The sequence below is a fragment of the Staphylococcus simulans genome (genome assembly GCF_002902285.1).
Classification (GTDB): domain Bacteria; phylum Bacillota; class Bacilli; order Staphylococcales; family Staphylococcaceae; genus Staphylococcus; species Staphylococcus simulans.
Genome location: NZ_PPRU01000054.1, coordinates 1 through 315, shown reverse-complemented (window position 1 = coordinate 315; position 315 = coordinate 1). Strand labels below are relative to the sequence as shown.

Below are 315 nucleotides of genomic sequence, written 5' to 3'. Positions count from 1 at the left end.
CAGCAGCAGATACAGCACGCGTTTTAGGCGGCATGTATGACGGCATCGAATATCGCGGATTCTCTCAACGTACTGTTGAAACATTAGCAAAAGAATCAGGCGTGCCGGTATGGAACGGTTTAACTGACGAAGATCACCCAACACAAGTATTAGCTGACTTCTTAACAGCTAAAGAAGTATTGAAAAAACCTTATCACGAAATCAACTTCACTTACGTAGGCGACGGCCGCAACAACGTTGCGAATGCGTTGATGCAAGGTGCAGCAATCATGGGTATGCGTTTCAACCTTGTTTGCCCTAAAGAATTGAATCCTA

General features: G+C 44.8%; 1 pseudogene. It reads left to right on the top strand.

From position 1 onward, the window contains the following. Positions 1-315: pseudogene (locus CD112_RS11935) on the top strand (ornithine carbamoyltransferase); the annotation flags it as partial.